Origin of the sequence: uncultured Bacteroides sp., from assembly GCF_910585845.1 — a bacterium.
GTDB lineage: Bacteria > Bacteroidota > Bacteroidia > Bacteroidales > Bacteroidaceae > Bacteroides.
This window is the reverse complement of the sequence record NZ_CAJUHF010000025.1, coordinates 1-20,112: the sequence shown is the minus strand read 5'-3', so window position 1 is coordinate 20,112 and position 20,112 is coordinate 1. Positions and strand designations below refer to the sequence as shown.

Genomic DNA, 20,112 nt, shown 5'->3' with positions numbered 1-20,112 from the left:
ATACTTCATTTACTATTTTTTTCAGAAGAAAGTTTATTCAAAAATACTATTTTTTCATCGTTTGTCATATCTAAAAAATTGTCAACTAAATAAGCATAATATTTTCCTGCGGTAGCAAACTGCTTTGCCGTTTCAAACCTATCAACGTTATGCTCTTTTATATATTCATTTACATTGTATCTTTTCTCATTGATTTTGGAGCAGCTGGGACTTTTAGTCTTATTATTAATAATGTAGTAATAGACTATTTCATTAATTTCATTCTCATTCACGAATACTAAGAATGTAAAATAACCACGCCCCATTATTTTACTGTCATTCTTTATCAATGTTTCTTTTGAAAGAAAATTAGTTGTAGTAGCGGGGCTATTACAGCTTATTAGACTGATACATAATAAAGTAATAATATACATATTTTTCATATTATGTATTATAAATCCGGTGTTATATATCGTCGTACCGGCATGTGGCATTTCTATTTGTCTATTCTCTATTACTATCATACAGCATATAATTTTTAATTAGCCTTTTCTGAACAATGAGTCAAGAAAAGATAACAGATTTCTTTTCTTGACTGTTGTTTGCTGTTGGTTTCTAATGGAACAGAATACATTTCTTGTGTCATCGAATCCGAAAACGATATCAGCTTCTCCTTCGATTTTAGGAATGGCTACGAATCGTAATTCCTTGTAATTTTCTACATTTCGTCAGTTTGCTATCTCTTATATACGAATCAGGAGATTTTTATACTTGGAAACTGTAGGTGAAGAACATCCGCTGCTGCGGAAATTTATTCAAAGTAAAACTTATCAATAAAATGTTCTAATATCCATCCTGTTTCTGTTGGTTCATAATTCTCATCAAAATGTAACGCGACTTCATCACCTGCCAATTCACGGATTTCATATGCTGTATCTTCATCTAAATAGAGTTTTATAGCGTCAGTTGAATTGAAGATTTTGATTTTATTTATTAAATTCTCACGTCCTTTTAAAAGAGAATGTATAAGATAGTTATACTCTTTTTTAGATAATGTTACTTTTTTAATCATTTATTACCTCCTAATTTTTTTACATATTTTGTATGAGTACCGTATACGGTTATGATTTTCCCTGTTGTAGGATTTACTACTACGGTTGCATTTTTTCCTATATACTTAATACTAGGTCTTCCTTGTGAATCGTATTTTACATCTGTAACTTTAAGTGGATTATTTAGGGCATCGTCAATATTACTTTGAGAGATTTCACGTTCTTGAGCTCTTACTGTTGCGTGTTTACTTGTGTTATTGTTTCCTTTATTCTTTATATCGCTTTTCCAAGTTTTTTTCCCTGCATCTCTAGCAGCTTTTATTCCGTCAGCAGTCCCATTTATTACACCAGACATTAATCCTAAAGCAGCACTTTGAGTTCCTTGTTTTAATGCATCTCCAAGATCAGCACCTGAACCTAATGCCATAGCCGTCCCTAAGCCAAAACCAGTCGCAGAATTCAATGTTCCTTGTGTCAAAACCTCTTTTAGTATAGGACTTGAAATACCTTCCGTTAATTTACTAATTGGTTTTGCCAAATAATTGCCCAAACTTCCTCCTAAATAAGAGGTTATTCCTCCCATTATTCCAGAATTTCCAACCTGCATCCAATCTATGTTGCCCCAACCATTATTGAAGCCTTGATTGACAATACTATTGGTTGCCCCTAATACTGCTGCTCCGGCAACAGGTCCTACATAGATAGTTATAAATCCAGAAGCTGCTCCTGTCCCAAAAAGGGCGAACGCATGTCCTACACTATGTACATTCCCTTGTACGACATTGACTACAACATTGATTACTCCACCGACAATTGCTGCGACCAAATCGTCAATAAGGAACCATTCACCATTCTGATCTACATATACTAACGGATTGTTTAAGCAATAACTGTAACGGTTAAAGTTTTGGCTGAAATCCGGACTCTGTACGTATGGATCAGGACTAAGGAAACGTCCCAATGCCGGGTCGTACAGTCGGGCATTCATATTAATCAAACCAAAGACCGCCAGATGTTCGTGACCGGTATATCCTCTGCCTAAAAAAAGTTCAGGTTCGCTACCTGCCGCATAAATGGCATGTGTAGCCGGATTGCGAAGTCTTCCCCAAGCATCATAACTCAATTCCTGTACAATATTACCGGAAGCATCTGTGATTTGCGTAATACTGCCCAGATAGTCGCGACAAAGATAATAAATATTCCATGCACTGCTACCATTTTTTACTAAAACTGCTTGGGCGGAATAAGCATCACCTCCGACATAAAGTTTTTCTTTAGTAGTGCTTGCCGTTTTATCCAGTTCATATTTGTTTCCTATGTAATATCGGGTCAGTTTATCGGTACTGCCCTGTTTCAATAACATCTTGACGCGGTCGGCATTTCCATTGTAAGTGAACGTAGCAGTGTATCCATTCTCTGTGATGGAGGTAGGGCGCAACATGCCATTGTATGCCACTGTCTGGTTGCGCAAAGGTATGGCATTGCCCGAAGGCGTTACCGTTTCAATGGCATAGGGTTTGTTCGTGCTATATTCAAACTTGCCGATACCACTTAGATTGGTGATATTCCCTTTGATGTCGTAAGTTACAGTCTGATTGCCAAAGGTGGTCAATCTGTTCAGGTTGTCGTATCCGAAATTTTCTTGTAGGTTTCGTTTTATGTTCTTTCTCCAAGCTAAATTGCCGGTAGAGGCAATAAAGTTGCAACCGAAATCTTGTATGGAAGTCGTACCTTGTTTGGCTATGATGGATGTTATTCGTCCGTCAGTATCATACGTCTGAGTACGGTTTAGCGTTCCGGTAGTATAGGCAGTAGGCAGTCCTTGATTGTTCTCGCCGGTCAGTTTCCAGATGGAAATAGAATTGTTGAGTTTGATTTCGGACAGGTTTCCATTTGTATACTTGAAATTCTCCGTTGTGATATTGCCGGACTGTGACAGATAATTTATGGAAGAAACATTCCCGTCGCTATAGTGATAAGTTTTCTGTAACCACTTGCCATCGACTATCGCTTCTTTTTCTACAGACAAACGTAATAGGTCATCATACGTATAGGTCTTCGATGTTCCGTTGTTGCTCTGTTCGGATGCGATCATGCCATCCGTATTATAAGTATAAGTGGTGGTCAGTTCACCTACATATTCAAGTTTTGTCATGCGGTTATGGGCATCATAGGTCATACGTGTAACCTTACCATTGGCAGCAGTCTTGGAACTTACATTACCTGCCGCATCGTAGGCGAATGTAGTACTTCCTGCACTGGGATCTGTCAGTTTGTTTTGCCGTCCGTATGTGTCGTAACCAAAGCTAGTAGTGATGTTGCCGGGAGCGACAATCGAAGACAACTGCCCGTCTGGGCGATAATTGTAGCTGATACTACCGCTTGCATCTTCAATTTTTATCAGATCTCCCATTGCATTGTAAGTCTTTTTGGTCGATATGCCATTGATTACGCTTGTAGTTGTCAGCCCATTATAAGAATAGGTGTCTTGTTTGTCTGTGGCGTAAGTTACCTTAATGACTCTATCGTAATTGTCGTAGCTGTAGGTTTGCCACAAGTTCGGTGTCTCTTTGCATGGATACGAAGTCTTGGATATCCGTCCGTTGCTGTCATATTGATAGTCTGTATATAGATATTTACCATCAAAGCATTTCCCTCCGGTCCTGACCTTGCGGCCGAAAGCATCCAGATAAGTCTGTGCGTCCGGTTCTCCGGTGGAACTCTCGTCGATAACTATCACAGCGTTTGTAGGAGAGGTAGCCCAAGATGCCGTGGCGGTTGCAATGCTTCCGTCGGCGTAAGTCGTCTTTATCTTTCTCCTCCAAGAATCGTATGTGAAATATGTTTTCTTGTTTTTGTGATTTTGGACGTAATTCAATAGTCCGTTACTGTTGTAGAAATACGTTTCTTTCAGTCCCAACGGATCTGTTTTTGCGATAAGTTGTCCATTGGAATTATATTCATATTTGATAATTTCTTCATTTGTAGAAGAATAGAGTTTCGTTTTGGTTTGTGTCAACATATTGGCTGCATTATATTCGAACTTTTCTTCTTTCGCTTTGTTCGTGTTAGCAACGTAGTATGTTTTGCTTGCTGGAAAATAGTTACTGTTGTATGTTAATGTCGTGCGATCTGTATACGTTCCTCCGTTGCGTGTGGTAATTCTTTGTTCACTTAGCGGCAATCCTAATATATAGACCGAGTCATTGGCGATATTTTGGTAAGTGTTATTCTTTGTAGTGGAAAGTCCATTGCCATAATTGACGGTTTCTTGCGTTATATTACCATAAGAGTCATATTGATATTGTCCTGTTACGGATAAATTTTTGGACTTGTTGGTAGTTGTTTTTTGTGTAAGTAATATCTTGGTTATCTTGTTGGATTCGGTAGTGATGTTATATGTATATTTATTGTTCTGTTCATTAGAATCATCTTCTACCAATACAGAAAAACGAAGAGGGTCGAATGTCTGTGTTTTCCGTTTACCGGTAATGTTGTCATATACGTCTACTCGCTCAAATCCTTTAAAACCAAGTCCTTGCTTGTGTATGACAGCATTGGTATATTGATATTTGAGGTCATGCAATAAGTTTCCATTGTTATAGACAGCCAAGTTTGAACAAACCATCAGCCCGCCCTTGAAATTCTGATAAGGGAACTCGGCACCATATCCGGGAGTATATATAGAAACATATTCATCGTTCAACTGTTGATAACCTACTTTGGTTATAACTCCGTAACTATTGACGAATCCGGTCAATAATCTGTTCTTAAAATCGTTGCTCTTATAAGACAATCGGGATGCAATGCCGCCTGTCTGCAAACTGATAAGATTGCTGTAATAGTTGCGGCTTTGTATGTTTGTCGGAATCAAGACTGTTTCTTTAGGTACATTTGTGCTAACTCTATTTTGATACGTTTGATTTGAGATAAAGGCCGTTCTCAGTGATATGATGTCGGCACTGCCTAATGTTTCGACTAAGTCCGTTTGTCCGTCATTGTTCATATCTTGCAGTATGAATCGGGAGGTCTCGCTTCTTATTATGATATTAATGTCTTTTTTATCCCAATACCCATTGCCTTTTGAAGAAAAAATGCTCCAAGTTGAACCGTTGTTTTTCAATGGAGACAGGATAAAGTCTGACTTGCCGTCTCCATTGAATTCACCCAATAATAATTCCCTGTCGCGTAACATGGAATTGTTCAGTTGGCTATCGGTTGTAATACTATTACACTTACTGATAGTTGAACCTGAACCGATAAATGAAAAGATGGTGGTTCCACTATCGTTTATTAGGCATAGATCCGTTTTCCCATCTCCATCATAGTCTATGGTATATAATTTATTGGAACGGGCATATGCTTCCTCACCGCTTATGTTTTTGTCCTGATAAGCGGGAAGTACCAGCCAAAATTGGAAAGGAGTACCTTCATACAAGATCTTATCGTTCTCTAAGTCTATTACATAACATTCAGTTGATGCCCCTTTACCCATTGCATCGTATGCAGAGACTACCAACACTTCCATTTTCCCGTCTCCATTAAAATCTCCAGTGAAATAATATTTAGGATTGATGCTTTTGGCATCTCTATGCTCTAATAAGGTATTGAAACTGTAAGAACGTGTGTATTTCTTTGCTATGCCGGAATATAGATTGGGAGTATATACATGAAAATCTATCTTGTCCATATCACCGGAAACGTAGTTATTGACTTTTACGATTTCTTCTCCGTCAAACTTGTCCAAATCCATACAGAATATGTCAACGAAACCGGCTTCTGTTTTCAGTTCTGGGTTATACATGGCCAGGTCACCGCTCAATCCGGTAGCTATAATGATGGTTTCGTCTCCTGTATATTGATTTTCAATATAATTCCGTGAATGATGGAATGTTCCTGATTTTCTGTAATATTCCACATAGGAGGCTTTATTGGGTAACATGATGATACCGTCATTGTCTGAACCATAATCAAATTTTCCTTTAGTGGTACGTACTTGGTTTGCCTTCTCAAAATTATACCAATGCACTAATTGGGTGTCTTTTTTGTCAAAAGAGCGGATTTGGTTATTGTCTCCGTAGTAGAATCTCAGAGGATTTAAAGATTTTCCGGATGCAGTGCAACTTATTTGTGAGGTAAGTGATATATCTCCTTTGGTTATGTATGACAATGAATATGTTCTTGTCTCATTTCCGGGAAAGTGGGTGGTGATAGATGATAGCCGATAGTCATAAGTGATTTCTTTTCCGGCATTAAATATTCTTTGCGTTCCGTATGTCAGTGTAGAGTATTGGAAGGATATCCACGCTTGTTTTTGTTTGCCATAAGTTATTTTCTCTATTCTGTAATGATTGCCGACTTTGGTATAAGTGTAGTCAATTACCGCTCCCGATTTATCTATCATTTGCGATACATAGTAATTAATGCCATCGTAGGTATTGTATATAGCCCGTCTTCCATCAGGAAAAAATACTTCAAAGCTAATAATTTCAGATTGTACTATATTACTACTATGTAGTAAAAGCTTACCGAATGCTTTGATATTTCCTTGTTCTGTCTGGTATACCTTTTTTAAACCGGAAAGCCCTTTTTCTATTAGTCTTTGTCCGTCAATGTAGAATACAGAGAAAAAGTTACTTACTGTTGGTACGCCGTCTGCTTGGTTGTCATAATACATCGTCTTGTTTCCTCTGGATATGACGGATGTTCCGGCTATATTCCATCCCCATCCTACAGGCCCGTTACCGGCTAAACTATTGTAGGTTAATGAAATTTGTGGCGTGAATCCATCGGGACTTTGGTATGCTTCTATGGGCACGTTGATGGTCATTGCGCCTGTAGGTGATACGTTGGAATTACATGCTATTTCACCTACATCTTTAGTTTTATTTATAGGATAAGAAGTAGGAATATGCGGATGAAGTTCATTTCCTGATATTCTGGCTGTTGCTCGTTGCAATTGAGGTACGTCGGAAATGTTTTCAACATTAGTACTGTCCATTGTTATATTAAAACCTATACTGTCAATGGGAAGCCCTATAAGGTCTTTCATCGTAGTTTGGGCAGAAATGTGGGTTGCGGAGAATATTATTGCCAAAATGATGGCTATTTTGAGTCTGATTTTATCCATGTCGTTATTCCTTTATAATTTTCCAACTGGAAACTTTATCTTCAAGTTTGATTTGCATAATATAAATACCATTGGGCTGGTCACTAAGGTCAAAAGTCTGATTGCTACTGGATAAATCAGATTGATTAATGAGTCTTCCACCCATGTTATAGATGCTGATTTGTCCATTAATCTTGTCCAATCCGGCAATCTTGACATTTAAAAGCCCTTTCGTAGGATTAGGATAGATTGTTATTTGGTGACTTTGAATTTCTTCGGTATAAGCTTCTTGCTCATCATCTTCTGAAAGTAAACTTCTTGTAGAAGACAATACAATCTCCTTTTTTATGCGGTTACCGGATTCGTCATAAGTATACTTGATTTTATTCTGAGTATATGCCAAAGCCACACAACCTAACATTAATATAATGAATAATAGTCTTTTCATAAGTTGAACATGTTTTTCAGTTAAAGTAAGAATTGTCCCCAAAAGAAATGTTCATTGTTGGTTAATTCAATAGTATATGTTCCTGTTTGGTCAGTGTCTAAGCAGAACGTGTACCATTGATTTTCGGATATGTCCAAGATATCCGAGTAAACCGTTTCTCCAGATTCATCAACTATAGTGACTTGCATGTTTTCAAAGCAAATGGCAGAATACATATATATTATGTTTCCTTTGTGTGAGAGTTGCGGAAAATAGGACATCGAACGCTTATCTTCTCCAAAGTATCTTTCTATGACTTTGATGTCTTTTTGTTCTTCCAATGTTCCATTACTTTCATTACCGGCCCAAGAGGCTAACGTTGTGGCGATACATGCCAACATAATCCATTTTTGTTTCATGATACTAATTTTTTTTGCTACAAAATTAGTATGAAAGCAACTGGAGGCTGTTATGCTTTAGTACGGTTTTAGTACGTTTTTTCATTCCAAACATGGTTTGGAGAGGGTTACGTTAGAAATCTTGTATAAATTGGTCTAATTTGTCGGGGCTACCCTGTTGTCCATGTATTTTCTCGTACAACTTTTTGCGCGAAGAGGTCACAGCCTGTTTGGAACGCATGGTCAGATGGGCAATGCCGGTGGCGGAAATTGAAATCTTAAGCAACAAGCATACGTGCATTTCCTGTTCGGTTATCTTGGGATAGAGTGCGCATAGCCGTTTGGAGAAATTCTGATAGGTTTTGTCTACTGCATCTTGTAACGTGATCCAATCTGCATCTGTCACTTTACTCATGTTCTTGGCGGATTGATGAAACAGGATGTAAATGTCGGAATGCTTTAAACTCGCTTCTGAAAGTATCTGCTCCTTTTGTGCTGACACTACTTGCCGGTTGGTGTCTTCTATCAACTCCTTTTGTGCATGAAGCAGTTCTTGATGCAGTTGGTCTTTTTCTGATTTTGACGTTTGTAGCTGGTGCTCCAAATATTGGATGTGCTTCTTGTTTTCTTCGATAAACTGGAGGCTTTTTCTGTATTGTCTTTCCTTTTCCTCTTCCAGCCTTCTCTGCTGTTCTCGCTTTTGCTCTTTCTTCCGTCGGGAATACTGTGAATAGGAAAAAACGCTTACGGCCGATAGTATAAGGATAAATAGAAGCCCCACCACCTGGGTATTTTGCCGGGTGTTTATATCCTTAAGTCTTTGGTTTTCTTTTTCCCTTAGCTGGTAGTTGTATAACGAGTGCATTTTACGTATTGTTTCCGTATCGGTGTGTTTCTTTATGGAGTCGGTATACGCCAGATATATATCGATATACTCCAAAGCTTCTTTGTACTGATGTCTCTGTCTGCATATCTTACTCAAACCTTCATATCCGCCTTGCTTGCTGTAATAGTTGTCAAACTCTAATAAACGATGGTAATAATAAGCGGCGGAATCCAAATTACCCATTTGCAGGTATAAATCGGCCATCACAGAGAAACGTGGTATTTGGTTCTTTCGCTTTCCCACTTGTGTGGAAGTACGTACTGTTTGTTCCGCTTTTTCATACATGCCCAGTTGGGTGTAAAGTCCGGCAAGTTCTATTGCTACGACGCTTGTCATGTGTGTGTGCTGTATACGTTGTGCCAGCCGGTATGCACTTTCGTAGTAGAAAAGGGCATTGTCGGCTTTGTTACATCCGGTAAAGGCACGACCGATGTCGCGTAGGCTGTATATTTGTCCGACGGTATCAGCTGACAAAGCATCATGGTAATAACTTTTTTTGAAAACAGACAGGGCTTCATCGTACACTCTTTGATATACATACAATGTTCCCATCTGGCTATAGATTCTACTGATAAGCCGATGGTCTTTACTGGTCCGTAGAGTTTCCAGTGCTTTCTGGAAATAATCCAAAGCTTGTGGCGCATCGCCTAAATCACTGTAGACACGTCCGGCGTAGTAGTAGGTTTCGGGTAGATATTCCATTGCGCTTTTCCGTTCGTAATAATTCACTATACGGCGGATGATGGAGTCTGATTTGTGGGGAATATATGCTTTGTCTGCCGCTTTGGTATACAGTAACTGATAGTACATTTGTATCCGTTGGTTTTCTTTGTCCATATTTGCTTTTATTGCAGTTAGAACGGCCAAAGCACTGTCTGGATGAGTACAGCAAAGGGAATCTGCTGATAATAATATTTCGGGATAGGAGCGTCCGATGCGTCCGCAACCGTAAAGGCAGTGCAGCAAAAGGAGTGTAAACAGATGTACAAGTAATGATATTGTATGTTTATTCATCTAGTTTGACTTATTATTTGTTCTAATCTTTTCGATTAGAGCGGTGAAAGGTATGGAAAAAAGTCGAACTAACCAACAAAGTATTTTAGAAAATGTAGGAAATATAGGAAATATTTCTCTTTCCTGTCTATATCCAAAGTATTTTCGGTTCAGAACAGGTTTAGAAACTTATCGGGGGTGTTTGTTTTTCTATTTGCTCCCTTTTTTATCTTAAATATTCTTTTTACTTGTATTATTCATAGTCGAAGTCTCTTTTTTGTTGTTATAAAAACGGGATATCTCTAATTTTCTTTATATTTGCTTCTGTGATTGATTGGAACTATATACTCAGCCAGATAGCTACGGTTGCTTTTGATATGGTATACTTTGGGGCTATTATCGGAACGATTATTGTCATTATACTCGACAATCGTAATCCGGTGAAGACGCTTGCGTGGATACTGGTGCTGATGTTCCTGCCGGTTGTGGGACTGGTGTTCTACTTTTTCTTCGGACGTAGCCAACGGCGCGAACGGATGATAGGAAACAAAATGTATAACCGCCTGCTCAATAAACCGATGGCAGAATACTTGGCACAGGATGTATCTGCCTTGCCTATGGCATACAGCCGGCTGATTTCTCTGTTCCGCAACACTAATCAAGCACTTCCTTTCGATGGAAACCGTGTAGAGACGTATACCAGCGGTGTTTCGATGTTGCAGTCTTTGTTGCGTGAACTGGAAAAAGCCCGCGAACATATCCACATCGAGTTCTACATCTTTGAAGATGATGCCATCGGGCGTATGGTCCGTGATGTCTTGATCGGAAAGGCTAAGAGTGGGGTTGAGGTGCGCGTCATTTACGACGACGTGGGTTGCTGGCATGTTCCTAATGCTTTTTATGACGAGATGCGTGCGGCCGGTATCGAGGTACGCAGCTTCCTGAAAGTGCGTTTCCCACAATTCACCAGTAAAGTGAATTATCGCAATCATCGTAAGATAGTGGTCATAGACGGCCGTGTGGGATTTGTAGGCGGAATGAATCTGGCGGAGCGTTACATGCGGGGATTCTCATGGGGAATCTGGCGCGATACGCATATCTTGCTGGAGGGCAAAGCCGTGCATGGTTTGCAGACGGCCTTCTTGCTCGATTGGTATTTTGTTGACCGCACGCTGCTCAGTGCTTCCCGCTACTTTCCTAAGCTGGAGACTTTGGGTACTTCGTTGGTGCAGATCGTGACGAGCGACCCCATCGGTCCTTGGAAAGAGATTATGCAGGGGATAAATATGGCGATAACCTGCTCGAAGAAGTATTTTTATATACAAACACCCTACTTCCTGCCTACCGAACAGGTTTTGGCTGCTATGCAGACTGCGGCATTGGCGGGTGTGGATGTACGCTTGATGTTGCCGTTGCATGCGGACAGCCGGCTGACGCATTTAGCCTCCTGCTCTTATCTGGCAGACGTGTTGCAGGCTGGTGTGAAAGTCTATCTGTATAAACTGGGCTTTCTGCATTCCAAACTGATGGTGTCGGATGATGAACTTTCCACCGTCGGTTCCACCAATGTGGATTTCCGCAGTTTCGAGCATAATTTTGAGGTAAACGCCTTTATCTACGACACGGAAACCGCATTGCAGATGCGCGAAATCTTTCTGCAGGACCAGCGGAACTGCGTGCAGATACATCTTAAGAACTGGGTGAAACGCCCTTGGTGGCGAAAGGCGGCAGAAAGCGTAGTCCGTTTGCTGGCTCCGCTTCTATAAGTTGTTTCTACAAATTGTTTTTATGATCCCGCCTTTACAAACCGCTCTTATCAATTGAATTTTCACCTTTCATCTTTTCATTCTTCCATTTCCCATTTGAAAAAGGAGAAATTCACACTGCCGTACACCCGTCTTTCCACAAAGTTGGGGTGCGCTTCGAAGTTGTTCTTCTTGCCGTGCTCCAGTACGAACAGCCCGTCCTCTTTCAGTAAGTGGTTCTCGAATATGAGGTCGGGAATAGTCTCCAGGCCTTCCAGTTCGTAAGGCGGATCGGCAAATATGAAGTCGAACTGTTCGCGTCCTCCCTTGATGTACTTGAATACATCACCACGGATAGGAAGGCATTTGTCGGTTTTCACTTCCTGCATTATTTTGCAGATGAAAGCGTGGTGGTCGCGGTCTTTCTCGATGCTGATTACCCGGTCGCAACCGCGTGACACTAACTCGATGCTGATGCTTCCCGTTCCTGCAAAGAGGTCGAGGGCGGATACACCGTCTTCAAAATCCAGATAGTTGGAAAGTACATTGAACAGATTTTCTTTGGCAAAATCTGTTGTAGGGCGTGCCTTGAATGTGCGCGGCACGTCGAATCTTCTTCTTTTATATATTCCGCTGATTACTCGCATGTTATGATGGCTTGTAAGTCGAGGTTCGTATGAGTGGCAGGGGGCATGATGAATACCTGCCGGATGAATTTTTGCAGTTCGCTGAGTAGGGCTTCTTTGTCGGACAAGTCGCCCGTGAGATGCAGCTCGTCGCGCTCCTGCTCCAAGCCGAGCTGCTTCCAGATATACAACAGATAATAGACGCGGTCTGCCGTATGTCTGCATTCGAAAGAGTTGGCAAACAGCAGGCGGCCGCGGTCGTAGCAGTATAAGTCGGCGGCATCTTTCCGCAGGTGTACGTACATTTTCCGGTTGTTGCCTAAGCGGCTTTTGCCGGAGAAGGATTCAATGAATGGGCTTGCCTGCGAGTAGAATCTTACATCGGGGTACTGCTCGCATAAGAAGGTACGGGCGCTTTTGTCCATACTGAACAGTACGACGACATTGTTTCTGCGCAAAATGTTGTATTGCACTGTTTCGTTTTCCCGCTTGGAGTGGTTGTGGTAAAACAGCAGTTCCGTTTGTTCGTCTTCGAAAAATTCAAGAGGTACGAGGGTGAAGCGCTTGCCTGCTATGAGTACGTTTACGCGTCGGTAAGAATAGTTCAACCATTCTATTTCACGGAAAGTCTGCTTCAGGTTGGCAGTGAGGGAGAGGGTCTCTTCCACTTGCCGGTCGAAGAAGTAAAATTCTCCTTCAACCAATGGATTGAACACAGAAAAAGAAAATCCATCCGCGCTGAGGCGGATGGATAACGTATATTGTTCTGATTTACTAAAGTCCATGTGTTTTTGAGTTCTAAAGTCCGTGAGCCTTTAAGTTTGCTTTTTCTTGAACTCTCGCGAAACGAATGAACTTAAAAACTCAAAAACTTATAAACTTAGAATTATTCCCAGTTACCTGCGTTGTTGTTAGCTGTTTCCAAGCTACCGATCATCAGACCGCAGTATTTACCCAATTTGGTTTGCACGTCTTTCATGTTGGCAATTTCCTGTACGTCCAGACCGTTCAGGTAAGTTTCATACGGAGTCTTAACCTCGAGCAGGCAGAAAGGAGCACCGGATTTTGCGGTATCGTTCTTGATAGCCATTTCAAACTGTGCGCCATTGCCATAAGGCACGTATCTCATAGAATCAGGATTAAATCCTTTGGGGAAGATAGTATCCAGTACGGCAACCCACAGCGTATCACGCTTGAAGTTCTCCAAACCGGCTTTTTTAACTTCGTCGTATTTACCTGTTTTCTTTGCTTTGTTGATGATGGCGATAGCTTTCTTTTCGGTCATTCCGTCTTCCAACTGCTTATCGTCCAGTTCACCTTCTTTGTAAATGAAAGGCAGTTTCTGGTTCTTAACGAAATTAATCAAGGTGTCAAAACTTGCCGTATACTGCTGGTGGTTCAGGTTACGATACTCCTGTTGAGCTTTACGGATGTCCATCAAACGGGCAATGACTGCCTTTTCTCTGTGCTTTCTAGCCTTCTCAAAATTAATAGGACCCATAATGCTGGCATAGCAGATGTAAACCAGTACCACTGCACATAAGCCTAAAACGATGTTAAATACTGTTTTCATGATAATATGTTTTTTTTAGTTGTTATATTCGTACCGCAAAAATAAAATAAATAATTCTAATGGCGATAGTTCCTGTAACTTTTTTCTATTACAAAAATGATAAATAACTATTTAGAAACGCAAATTAAGGAAATTTTTCCTTATGAACCAACTTTTGAACAAGAAATGGCACTAAAATCGTTGGCGGCTTTTTTGTTGTCTCCCCATAATGATGCGGTTTTTGTGCTGCGGGGGTATGCCGGTACAGGAAAGACATCATTGGTGGGGGCGTTGGTGCGTGCGTTGGACAAGTTGCAACAGAAGTCGGTACTGCTGGCTCCCACGGGGCGGGCGGCAAAAGTCTTTTCGGCTTATGCCGGACATCCGGCTTTTACTATTCACAAGAAGATCTATCGGCAGCAGGCTTTTTCCAATGAGATGGATAACTTTTCGGTGAATGATAATCTGACTGCACATACCTTATATATAGTAGATGAGGCTTCGATGATTTCGAACGAGGGTTTGTCCGTCTCTGTCTTCGGAACGGGACGTTTGCTGGATGACTTGATACAGTTCGTCTATTCCGGCACCGGTTGCCGTCTGTTACTGTTGGGCGATACCGCGCAGCTTCCTCCGGTGGGTGAGGAGCTGAGTCCTGCGCTCTTTGCTGAGGCATTGAAAGGGTATGGGCTGGATGTGATGGAGGCGAACCTGACACAAGTGGTACGTCAGGTGCAGGATTCGGGTATCCTGTGGAATGCTACCCGATTGCGCCAGCTCATAATGGAGGAGGCTTGCGGGAGCCTGCCCAAGATAAAGGTGTCGGGATTTGCCGATATCAAAGTGGTGCCGGGCGAAGAACTGATTGATACGCTGAGTACCTGCTACGACCGCGACGGGATGGATGAAACGATTGTAATCTGCCGTTCGAACAAGCGGGCGAATATATATAATAATGGTATACGCGCGCAAATCCTTTGGCGGGAAGACGAGTTGAACACGGGCGACCTGCTGATGGTGGCGAAGAATAACTATTATTGGACGGAGAAATGCAAGGAGATGGATTTCATTGCCAATGGTGAGATAGCCGTTCTTCGTCGGATGCGTCGGACGCGCGAGCTGTACGGGTTCCGCTTTGCCGAAGTCCTGCTTGTTTTTCCTGACTATGGGGATTTGGAATTGGAGGTTAATTTATTGCTGGACACTCTGCATACGGATGCGCCTGCCTTGCCTAAGGCGGACAATGACCGTTTGTTTTATGCCGTGTTCGAAGATTACGCCGATATATCTACGAAGCGCGAACGGATGAAAAAGATGAAAGCCGATCCGCACTACAATGCCTTGCAGGTGAAATACGCATACGCCATTACTTGCCACAAAGCGCAGGGCGGACAGTGGAAGAATGTGTTTCTCGACCAAGGATACATGTCAGATGAGTATTTGACGCCGGACTACTTCCGTTGGCTGTATACTGCCTTTACGCGTGCTACAGGGACGCTCTATCTGGTGAACTATCCGAAAGAGCAAATCGAATGACGCCTTCTTAGAGCCTGTTTAAATTTTCTTCAAAAAGTTTTTTATTCAGCTTCTTTTCGGTCTGTTTTCCTCTTTTTATTCGTCACATAGCCCGCTATGCTCCTCATAAAAACAGAAAAACATCCTCAAAAAGAACTCTCAAAAGAAGGCTGAACAAAATTTAAACAGGCTCTTAGTTGAAATAAGAAAAACTCCGCTTCCGAAGGAGCCGTCATCATTCTATAGTGAATTATGTTCCTTCCGAAGCGGAGTCTCTAATTTATGGATAAACCGGAACAGTCAGATCAGATGCCTGCGAGTTCCAGCACTTTCTCTACTGCGGCATTCAGTCCGTCGACATTCTTTCCACCGGCTGTTGCAAAGTGAGGCTGTCCGCCGCCACCGCCTTGTATCAGCTTGGCAGCTTCTTTCACCAGGTTACCGGCTTTCAGTCCGCCTGCTACCAAGTTGTCGCTCAGCATAACGGTCAGCATCGGCTTGCCTTCATTCACGGTTCCCGCCACAAAACACAAGTTCTCCGTGATTTCTCCACGCAACTGGAAGGCGATGTTCTTGATATTTTCGGCAGGTATCGGAGCGCAGATCTTGATCACTTTCGTTCCGTTCACTTCCTTCATCTCCCTCAGCAGGCGTTCTTTCAGTTGCGCCTCCTTCTCTTTCATGAAGTCTTCCACTTGCTTCTTCAGTCCGGCGTTCTCTTCGATGTACTTACGGATGGCACCGGAAAGGTCGGGGGCATTGTTGAAGAGGGCCTTCAAATCGCGTACGGTATCTTGGAAAGTATCCAGCATCTGCTCTACGCGTGCACCTGTATATGCCTCGATACGACGCACACCGGCAGCAACCGAGCTTTCGGAGATGATCTTCACCATACCGATGTTTCCGGTAGCAGCCACGTGCGTACCTCCACAGAACTCGATGGAAGACCCGAACTGGATGACACGTACATGGTCTCCATATTTCTCACCGAACAAGGCAATGGCACCCAGCTCTTTGGCCTCTTCGATGGGGATGTTGCGGTATTCCTGCAGAGGAATGTTGGCGCGGATCTTTGCATTTACGATGTGTTCTACCTTGCGGATCTCCTCGTCCGTCACTTTCTGGAAGTGGGAGAAGTCGAAGCGCAGCGAATCGGGCGTCACCAAAGAACCTTTCTGCTCTACATGCTCACCCAATACTTCGCGCAATGCGGCATCCAGCAAGTGGGTAGCTGAGTGGTTGGCTGCACAGGCGGCACGTTTGTCGGTATCCACGCATGCCATCATCGGGGCTTCGATGTGTTCGGGCAGTTTCTTGGTGATGTGGATAGGCAGGTTGTTCTCCTTCTTGGTATCGACCACTTCAATGGTTTCAAATTCGTTGACCAATACACCCGTATCGCCTACCTGACCACCACTTTCGGCATAGAACGGGGTCTTGTCCAGCACAATCTGATACAAGGTCTGGTTCTTCTGCTTCACCTGGCGGTAACGGAGAACGCTTGTTTCATATTCCGTATAATCATAGCCGACGAATTCTGTTGTACCTTCTCTCAGTGTGATCCAGTCGCCGGTCTCTACCGCAGCGGCATTGCGGGCACGCTGTTTCTGCTGTTGCATTTCGGCGTCGAACTCTTTGATGTCGGCAGTCATTCCGTTTTCGCGGAGAATCAGTTCGGTCAAGTCGAGCGGGAAACCGAATGTGTCATATAAAGTAAAGGCATCCTTGCCGCTGATTTCTGTTTTTCCGGCAGCCTTGGCATCCTCCATAGTCTTATCCAGCAATCGGATACCCGTCTCCAGTGTACGTAGGAACGAATCTTCTTCTTCTTTGATAACCTTGCTGATCAGTTCTTTCTGTGCATTCAGTTCCGGATATGCCTCACCCATGTTCTCGATAAGCACGGGGAGCAGCTTATACATAAATGCCTGTCTCTGTCCGAGGAATGTGTAACCGTAGCGGACGGCACGGCGAAGAATACGACGGATAACGTATCCTGCCTTGGCGTTCGACGGCAACTGTCCGTCTGTGATGGAGAAAGCAATCGTGCGGATGTGGTCGGCAATTACACGCATGGCGATGTCCTGTTGCTCATTGTTTCCGTAGGTGGTATTTGCCATATTGCCGATAGCTTTCAATATGGGTTGGAATACATCTGTATCGTAGTTGGAGGTCTTTCCTTGCAGCGTACGTACCAAGCGTTCGAATCCCATACCGGTATCTATCACCTTGGCGGGCAGACCTTCCAGGCTTCCGTCAGCTTTGCGGTTGAACTGCATGAACACGAGGTTCCAGATCTCGATCACTTGCGGGTGGTCTTTGTTCACCAACTGTGCTCCGGGAATTTTAGCCTTCTCTTCTTCCGGACGCGAGTCGATATGTATCTCCGAACATGGACCGCAGGGACCGGTATCACCCATTTCCCAGAAATTATCATGCTTGTTTCCGTTGAGGATATGGTCTTTCGGAAGGAACTGTTCCCAATAAGTAGCCGCTTCGTTGTCGCGTTCCAATCCTTCTTTTGCATTGCCCTCGAAAACTGTGGCATAGAGGTCTTTGGGATCTATCTTCAACACATCTACCAGATATTCCCATGCCCATGAGATGGCTTCTTTCTTGAAATAGTCGCCAAACGACCAGTTTCCCAACATCTCGAACATGGTGTGATGGTAGGTGTCGTGACCTACTTCTTCCAAGTCGTTATGTTTTCCGCTTACACGAAGGCATTTTTGTGAATCCGCCACTCTTTTATACTTAGCCGGATGATTGCCCAAAATAATATCTTTAAACTGGTTCATGCCCGCGTTCGTGAACATCAACGTGGGGTCATCTTTGATTACCATCGGTGCCGAAGGTACGATCTGGTGTCCTTTGCTCTCGAAGAAACTCTTGAAAGAGTCTCTGATTTCATTTGCAGTCAACATATATGTCTTGAGTTTTTAATTTTATTAATGTCCATTTTGAGTTTTATGGCCAGAAGGTTAAAGGAGACGTTTCTGACAAATAAATTATGAAAGAACTTAGAAATTAATCGACTGACAAACTTAAAAACTCAAAAAACAGCGCAAAGATAGCGTGTTTTTATTACTTTTGCGGCATTGACAAGCGAAATATTTCCAAGATGCGCAAAGTTTACTATATTTATAATCCGCAGACGCAGACCTACGACCGTATTTATCCCACTGTCCGGCAGCGGGCGATGGGTATTCTCCGCCAATTGTTTATTGGCATGGGATTGGGTGCCGGCAGTTTTCTTGTGTTATTGTTTGTTTTCGGTTCGCCTTCGGAAAAGGAGTTGCGGAAGGAGAACAGTATGTTGCGTGCGCAATACAACGTGCTTGATGCACGATTGAATGCAGCCTTTGGAGTGCTTCAGGATATTCAGCAGCGTGATGATAATCTCTACCGGGTTATTTTCCAGGCAGATCCTATTCCTTCTGCTATTCGTAAGGCAGGCTATGGCGGTACGAATCGTTACGAGCATCTGATGGATATGGCGAATGCCGAACTAGTGGTAAACACTACGCAAAGATTGGATCTGCTTGATAAGCAACTATACATTCAGTCCAATTCCTTTGATGATGTGGTGGAGATGTGTAAGAGGCATGATGAAATGCTACGTTGCATTCCTGCCATTCAGCCTATTTCAAACAAAGACCTTAAGAAGACCGCTTCCGGTTACGGCACCCGTATAGACCCTATTTATGGAACACAGAAGTTTCATGCCGGCATGGACTTCTCGGCTAATCCGGGTACGGATGTTTATGCCACGGGTGATGGTACTGTCGTCAAAATGGGATGGGAGACCGGTTACGGTAACATTATCATCATCGATCATGGATTTGGCTATCAGACGTGGTATGCCCACTTGCGTGATTTCCGAACGAAGTTGGGCAGGAAGGTAGTGCGCGGAGAAGTGATTGGCGGGGTAGGGAGTACCGGCAAGAGTACCGGACCGCACCTGCATTATGAAGTGCACGTGAAAGGTCAGGTAGTCAATCCGGTGAATTACTACTTTATGGATTTGAGTGCTGAGGATTACGATCGTATGATACAGCTTGCGGCAAATCACGGGAAGGTGCTGGATTGATGCCGGTTGCGGTTTAAGAGGTGTTATCGGTTTTGTTCGTATTTTGAGTATGTTTACATACTTGGCCAAGTATGTAAACATACATGGCCAAGTATCTTAAGATACTTTACTGAGTATCTTTACATCCTTTTTTTCTCTTTCTTTTTCTCTTTCTTTCTTTCTTTCTTCCTTCCTTTCTTCCTTTCTTCCTCTCTTCTTCTCTCCTTCTGATTCCATTAGAGACTTTTCTCTTCATTATCTGAAACACTCTTTTATGGTTCTAACTTGCTGATTTCTTTTGGAGATAGTCCGGTATATTTGGCGATTACTTCTGTCGACAGGTTGTCTGCTTTCATTTGGGCGGCAATGATGGCTTTTTCTTCAGCTCTTCCTTCTTCCCTTCCTTCAGCTCTTCCTTTGTTCAGTGTCGTTTTCATGACACTGTACTAATCTCTGAATGCTTATTGAGTATGCCTACCGTATACACCGATTTCAGTTCATAATCCCATCCTCTTCCTTTTGAAACTTATTCACGTATGGGAAATGTGGTGTAGAACAGGCTTCTGTCTTTGAAGAACTGCTGTTCTCCTCGCTGCATCTCTACCAGGAACTTCTCTCCGTTCTCTCCTTCGCAGTAGACGTCGAATACGGCTCTTCGGTCTATCTCTTGTGTGCCTAAATGCTCTGTGTTCAAGTAAGTCACATTCTTCACCGTCTGTTCGCCTTGCAGCAGGGCATTGAGGAAACTGATGAGCAGTTCC

Annotated in this window: 15 protein-coding genes; 3 read left to right on the top strand and 12 right to left on the bottom strand. The window is 42.7% G+C overall.

Annotated elements, in window-relative coordinates:
• Window positions 1-5: 5 nt before the first annotated feature.
• From QZ323_RS08680 to QZ323_RS08655, 6 genes are all read right to left on the bottom strand, one after another.
• On the bottom strand, window positions 6-503 hold the full coding sequence (locus tag QZ323_RS08680; protein ID WP_294634209.1) for a hypothetical protein: 498 nt from the start codon (window positions 501-503) through the stop codon (window positions 6-8).
• 287 nt (window positions 504-790) lie between these two features.
• Complete coding sequence (locus QZ323_RS08675; protein WP_294634208.1) at window positions 791-1,051, bottom strand: hypothetical protein; 261 nt, start codon at window positions 1,049-1,051, stop codon at window positions 791-793.
• Window positions 1,048-7,161 (bottom strand): RHS repeat-associated core domain-containing protein, encoded by a 6,114-nt coding sequence (locus QZ323_RS08670; protein ID WP_294634207.1) that lies wholly within the window; start codon window positions 7,159-7,161, stop codon window positions 1,048-1,050. Before QZ323_RS08670 ends, QZ323_RS08675 begins: the two co-directional genes overlap by 4 nt.
• A 4-nt stretch (window positions 7,162-7,165) precedes the next feature.
• Window positions 7,166-7,588 (bottom strand): T9SS type A sorting domain-containing protein, encoded by a 423-nt coding sequence (locus QZ323_RS08665; protein WP_294634206.1) that lies wholly within the window; start codon window positions 7,586-7,588, stop codon window positions 7,166-7,168.
• Between the two features lie 20 nt (window positions 7,589-7,608).
• Window positions 7,609-7,986: a DUF3244 domain-containing protein gene (locus QZ323_RS08660; protein ID WP_294634205.1), complete on the bottom strand. Its 378-nt coding sequence runs from the start codon at window positions 7,984-7,986 to the stop codon at window positions 7,609-7,611.
• Between the two features lie 112 nt (window positions 7,987-8,098).
• On the bottom strand, window positions 8,099-9,688 hold the full coding sequence (locus tag QZ323_RS08655; protein ID WP_294634204.1) for a tetratricopeptide repeat protein: 1,590 nt from the start codon (window positions 9,686-9,688) through the stop codon (window positions 8,099-8,101).
• 482 nt (window positions 9,689-10,170) lie between these two features.
• Between QZ323_RS08655 and cls the strand changes: the two genes are divergently transcribed.
• Window positions 10,171-11,610 carry a cardiolipin synthase gene (cls, locus tag QZ323_RS08650; RefSeq protein ID WP_294634203.1) on the top strand — a complete coding sequence of 480 codons (1,440 nt, stop codon included), beginning with the start codon at window positions 10,171-10,173 and terminating at the stop codon, window positions 11,608-11,610.
• A gap of 77 nt (window positions 11,611-11,687) precedes the next feature.
• Here cls and QZ323_RS08645 read toward each other — a convergent pair whose 3' ends face one another.
• The 3 genes from QZ323_RS08645 to QZ323_RS08635 all read right to left on the bottom strand — a co-directional run bounded on the left by QZ323_RS08645 (window position 11,688) and on the right by QZ323_RS08635 (window position 13,788).
• Window positions 11,688-12,236, bottom strand: a complete 549-nt coding sequence (locus tag QZ323_RS08645) for an RsmD family RNA methyltransferase (RefSeq protein WP_294634202.1) — start codon at window positions 12,234-12,236, stop codon at window positions 11,688-11,690.
• Complete coding sequence (locus QZ323_RS08640) at window positions 12,227-13,000, bottom strand: DUF3822 family protein (protein WP_294634201.1); 774 nt, start codon at window positions 12,998-13,000, stop codon at window positions 12,227-12,229. The genes QZ323_RS08645 and QZ323_RS08640 overlap by 10 nt, the downstream gene beginning before the upstream one ends.
• Before the next feature lie 101 nt (window positions 13,001-13,101).
• The gene (locus QZ323_RS08635; protein WP_294634200.1) at window positions 13,102-13,788 is read right to left on the bottom strand and encodes a hypothetical protein; all 687 of its coding nucleotides are present in this window, start codon (window positions 13,786-13,788) and stop codon (window positions 13,102-13,104) included.
• Window positions 13,789-13,884: 96 nt separating this feature from the next.
• Between QZ323_RS08635 and QZ323_RS08630 the strand changes: the two genes are divergently transcribed.
• Window positions 13,885-15,303: an AAA family ATPase gene (locus QZ323_RS08630; RefSeq protein ID WP_294634199.1), complete on the top strand. Its 1,419-nt coding sequence runs from the start codon at window positions 13,885-13,887 to the stop codon at window positions 15,301-15,303.
• A gap of 284 nt (window positions 15,304-15,587) precedes the next feature.
• Here the strand turns inward: QZ323_RS08630 and alaS are convergent, their stop codons facing one another.
• Window positions 15,588-18,206, bottom strand: coding sequence for an alanine--tRNA ligase (gene alaS / locus QZ323_RS08625; protein ID WP_294634198.1), 2,619 nt, complete (start codon window positions 18,204-18,206; stop codon window positions 15,588-15,590).
• 197 nt (window positions 18,207-18,403) lie between these two features.
• Here alaS and QZ323_RS08620 point away from each other — a divergent pair, with 197 nt between their 5' ends.
• Entirely contained in the window at window positions 18,404-19,372 is a 969-nt protein-coding gene (locus QZ323_RS08620) for a M23 family metallopeptidase (protein WP_294634197.1), read from the top strand.
• 251 nt (window positions 19,373-19,623) lie between these two features.
• Here the strand turns inward: QZ323_RS08620 and QZ323_RS08615 are convergent, their stop codons facing one another.
• A complete protein-coding gene (locus tag QZ323_RS08615) occupies window positions 19,624-19,788 on the bottom strand; it encodes a hypothetical protein (protein ID WP_294634196.1) in 165 nt (54 codons plus the stop codon).
• An 89-nt stretch (window positions 19,789-19,877) separates the two neighbouring features.
• Window positions 19,878-20,112 (bottom strand): PD-(D/E)XK nuclease family transposase (locus tag QZ323_RS08610; protein ID WP_294634195.1); only part of this gene is annotated, 235 nt, incomplete at its 5' end.

Excerpts from the sequence above, each read along its gene's own strand:
- QZ323_RS08680 (WP_294634209.1), bottom strand. The coding sequence starts at position 503 with ATGATAGTAATAGAGAATAGACAAATAGAAATGCCACATGCCGGTACG.
- QZ323_RS08675 (WP_294634208.1), bottom strand. The coding sequence starts at position 1,051 with ATGATTAAAAAAGTAACATTATCTAAAAAAGAGTATAACTATCTTATA.
- QZ323_RS08670 (WP_294634207.1), bottom strand. The coding sequence starts at position 7,161 with ATGGATAAAATCAGACTCAAAATAGCCATCATTTTGGCAATAATATTC.
- QZ323_RS08665 (WP_294634206.1), bottom strand. The coding sequence starts at position 7,588 with ATGAAAAGACTATTATTCATTATATTAATGTTAGGTTGTGTGGCTTTG.
- QZ323_RS08660 (WP_294634205.1), bottom strand. The coding sequence starts at position 7,986 with ATGAAACAAAAATGGATTATGTTGGCATGTATCGCCACAACGTTAGCC.
- QZ323_RS08655 (WP_294634204.1), bottom strand. The coding sequence starts at position 9,688 with ATGGACAAAGAAAACCAACGGATACAAATGTACTATCAGTTACTGTAT.
- QZ323_RS08645 (WP_294634202.1), bottom strand. The coding sequence starts at position 12,236 with ATGCGAGTAATCAGCGGAATATATAAAAGAAGAAGATTCGACGTGCCG.
- QZ323_RS08640 (WP_294634201.1), bottom strand. The coding sequence starts at position 13,000 with ATGGACTTTAGTAAATCAGAACAATATACGTTATCCATCCGCCTCAGC.
- QZ323_RS08635 (WP_294634200.1), bottom strand. The coding sequence starts at position 13,788 with ATGAAAACAGTATTTAACATCGTTTTAGGCTTATGTGCAGTGGTACTG.
- QZ323_RS08630 (WP_294634199.1), top strand. The coding sequence starts at position 13,885 with ATGATAAATAACTATTTAGAAACGCAAATTAAGGAAATTTTTCCTTAT.
- alaS (WP_294634198.1), bottom strand. The coding sequence starts at position 18,206 with ATGTTGACTGCAAATGAAATCAGAGACTCTTTCAAGAGTTTCTTCGAG.
- QZ323_RS08620 (WP_294634197.1), top strand. The coding sequence starts at position 18,404 with ATGCGCAAAGTTTACTATATTTATAATCCGCAGACGCAGACCTACGAC.
- QZ323_RS08615 (WP_294634196.1), bottom strand. The coding sequence starts at position 19,788 with ATGAAAACGACACTGAACAAAGGAAGAGCTGAAGGAAGGGAAGAAGGA.